The sequence below is a fragment of the uncultured Thiodictyon sp. genome, assembly GCF_903828115.1.
Classification (GTDB): domain Bacteria; phylum Pseudomonadota; class Gammaproteobacteria; order Chromatiales; family Chromatiaceae; genus Thiodictyon.
Genome location: NZ_CAIKKU010000390.1, coordinates 1 through 3,396 on the forward strand (window position 1 = coordinate 1; position 3,396 = coordinate 3,396).

At 63.0% G+C, this 3,396-nt stretch carries 1 protein-coding gene; it reads left to right on the forward strand.

The genetic code is table 11. From position 1 onward, the window contains the following. Positions 1 to 327: 327 nt before the first annotated feature. Positions 328 to 3,273, forward strand: a complete 2,946-nt coding sequence (locus tag QZY48_RS14365) for an HsdR family type I site-specific deoxyribonuclease (protein WP_295431852.1) — start codon at positions 328 to 330, stop codon at positions 3,271 to 3,273. The last annotated feature ends 123 nt before the right edge of the window (positions 3,274 to 3,396 follow it).

Consider the following 3,396-nt stretch of genomic DNA (forward strand, 5'->3'; position numbering starts at 1 on the left):
ATAACGGTGGGCTCCTTATGTCACGCCCTTTCAGGGCTAAGCCAATGACGTAATGCGATCCCAGGGCGTTGCCCTGGGCTGGTATGTAGCGCCCCTTCGGGGCTTGTTGCGTAGGGTGGATCAGCGCAGCGCATCCACCATGCCGCGGGGTCGGTGGATGCGGCGCGCTCGAGCGTCGCGCCTGCCGCGGGGCGCCGTGCCGCGCGCCTTATCTACCCTCCGGGACACAGATTTCTCTTGAAATATAGACCGCGTCAGCGACAATGCCCCTGATCGCTGAAAGGCTCGCCGTCACCGAAACCCCACCCATCACCCAGGACGCGGTTTATGCCGAACTTCATTTCCGAGGACGAGATCGAAGCGGCCATGCTGCAACACCTGCAGTTGCTCTACGGCTACGATGCCCTGATCTGCTTCACCGCCGATCCGGCCGATCTCAACGACGGCTCGGGACGCACCGACAAGCGTGAGGTCATCCTGTATGACCGGCTGCGGGCGGCGGTGATCGACCTGAACCGGGACCTCCCCGAGTCCGCCATCGACGACGCCATCAGGCAACTGTGCGACAAGCGTGAGCCGCAATCCGCCATCGCCGCCAACCGGGCGTTCGATGACCTGATCCGCAACGGGGTGCAGGTCGAGTTCAAGGACGCGCAGGGCCGCACCCGGACGGAGCGGGTCAAGATCATCGACTTCGCCAACCCCGCCGCGAACCAGTTCCTGGCCGTCAGCCAGCTCTGGATTCTGGGCGAGCGGGGCTACCGCCGTCCGGACCTCCTGCTGTATGTCAACGGGCTGCCCCTGGTCTTCATCGAGTTGAAGAACTCCAACGTCAAGCTCAGGTGCGCCTACGACGACAACCTGACCAACTACAGGGCGGAGATCCCACAACTCTTTCTCACCAATGCATTTTGCGTCTTTTCCAACGCCATCGAGACCCGTGTCGGCAGCCTGACCGCCGAGTGGGAGCACTTCTTCCACTGGCTGCGCCCTGAGGATGAAAAGGAGAAGGTCAGACGCGAGCAGGTCGCCGCGGCAGGCACCAGCGCCGAGCGGTTCCTCGCCGGTCTCTGCCCCAAGGACAGGCTGCTCGACTATATCGAAAACTTCATCCTGTACCACAAGGACACCCAGAAGATCATCGCCCAGAACCACCAGTTCATCGGCGTGAACCGGGCCTATGAGACCTTTCTTCACCGCGAGGGGCGCGGCGGCCGGCTCGGTGTCTACTGGCACACCCAGGGCTCGGGCAAGAGCTTCTCCATGATCTTCTATGTCCGGAAAATTCTCCGCAAGTGCCGGGGCAATTTCAGCTTTCTGGTCGTCACCGACCGCGATGACCTCGACGGCCAGATCTACCGCAACTTCCTCAACACGGGCACCGTCCGCCAGGCCGACACCGCCCAACCCAAGGACAGCGAGCAACTGCGCGCCTTCCTGGGCCAGAACAAGCGGCTCGTCTTCACCCTGATCCAGAAGTTCCGTTGGCCCAAGGGCCGGCCGTATCCGCTGCTCTCGGCGCGGGACGACATCGTCGTGATCATCGACGAGGCCCACCGCACCCAATACGAGTCGCTCGCGGAGAACATGCGGGCGGGGCTGCCCAAGGCCCAGTACATCGCCTTCACCGGCACCCCGCTGCTCGGGCGCGCCCGTAAGACCAATGAGTGGTTCGGCGACTATGTCTCGGAGTTCACCGCGGTGACGATGTACGACAAGGTCCAGCGGTTATGGAAGGAGGAGATCAAGGCCCTGCGCGGCCGGCTCAAGCAGACACCGGACGAACTGCTGGCGGCGCGCCTGAAGCGAATGGTCGACTATATGCGTCGGGTCGAGATGGCAGTCGTGGTCAGCGCGGAGAACGGCGAGGAGGAGAAATTCGACCAACAGGGGCTGGATATCCGCCCGCACCGCAAGCGGATGGATCAGGTCGACGCGAACGGCCACGACCTCGAATACAACTTCAAGGACCCGCAGGACCCGCTCCAACTCGTCTTCGTCTGTGCCATGTGGCTCACCGGCTTCGATGCGCCGACGGTCTCGACCCTCTATCTCGACAAGCCGCAACAGGGTCACACCCTGATGCAGACCATCGCCCGCGCCAATCGGGTGTGCGCGTACAGGATCGGCGGGGTCGAGAAGAAGAACGGCGAGATCGTTGATTATTACGGGGTCTTCGGGCGCCTGAAGATGGCCCTCAAGGACTATGGCGAGGGCGGTGAAGGTGAGGGGGCGGCGTCGGTCAAGGACAAGACGGAGATCTTCCGCCTGCTCGACGAGGCGATCGAGCAAGGCCGCGCCTTCTGCGCGTCCATCAATATCCCGATCGACAAGGCCCTCGAGGGCCGCGATGTCTTCCAGAAGATCGGGCTCTTCGCGGACTGGGCCAATGCGCTCCTGTATAAGGACGAGTATCGCAAGTCCTTCAGCGTCTATGAAAACACCATCACGGGGCTCTACGAGGCCGCGAAGCCGGAGGTCCTGGGCCAGCCCGTGGTCCGCACCGTTGCAGTCTTTCAATACCTGCGCGGTGTGGTCGACAGCATCATCCAGCAGCAGGATGTGGACTCTGCTGTGCGCAGGATTGGCGAACTGCTGGATGAGAGTGTCGTCGTCGATGACGCGGGCTATACGCAGGCCAAGGAGTCCGGTCCGGCCTTCATGATTCGGCAACAGGGCAAGTCCTGGGACCTGAGTACGATCGACTTCGACAAGCTCAGGGAGGAGTTCGGGAAGACCGCCTACAAGAATATCGAGATCGCCGACCTGCGGGCCTTCCTAGAACAGAAACTCGCCGACATGATGAAGCAGAACCGCACCCGGCGGGACTTTGCGCAACGCCTGCAGGCGATCATCGACACCTACAACGCCGGGAGCACCTCAGCCGATGCGGACTATGCCGCGTTGTTGCGATTTACCCAGGCACTCCGGGAGGAGGAGGAACGTCACGTCCGGATGGGCCTCACCGAAGACGAACTGGAACTCTACGACCTGCTGTGCAAGGACAAGATGACCAAGGACGAAGAGCAGCGGGTGCGCCTCGCGGCCAAGGCGCTGCTGCGGCGCCTGACCGGGGAGGCCCCCAGGGTGCTGGTGCAGGACTGGTTCAAGGATAGCCAAACCCGGCTGGCCGTCCGCGACGAGGTCGGCAAGGTCCTCGATCTGCACCTTCCGGACCAGGGGTACGACAAGGACCTCTTTACGCAGAAGCGCGACCGGGTCTTTGAGCTGACGCTCGACCTCGCCATCAATCACCGCAAGTGGGCGGCCTGACCCGGGCCCTTCGGCCGCGGAGGTGGGCTTGATCATCGTTTCGGCCGCTGCCCCGCGGTCTCACACCGGAGGTCGAGGCTTTAGCCGGACCCGGGGCGCGCTGACGCGCCGTCGACCGGCTAA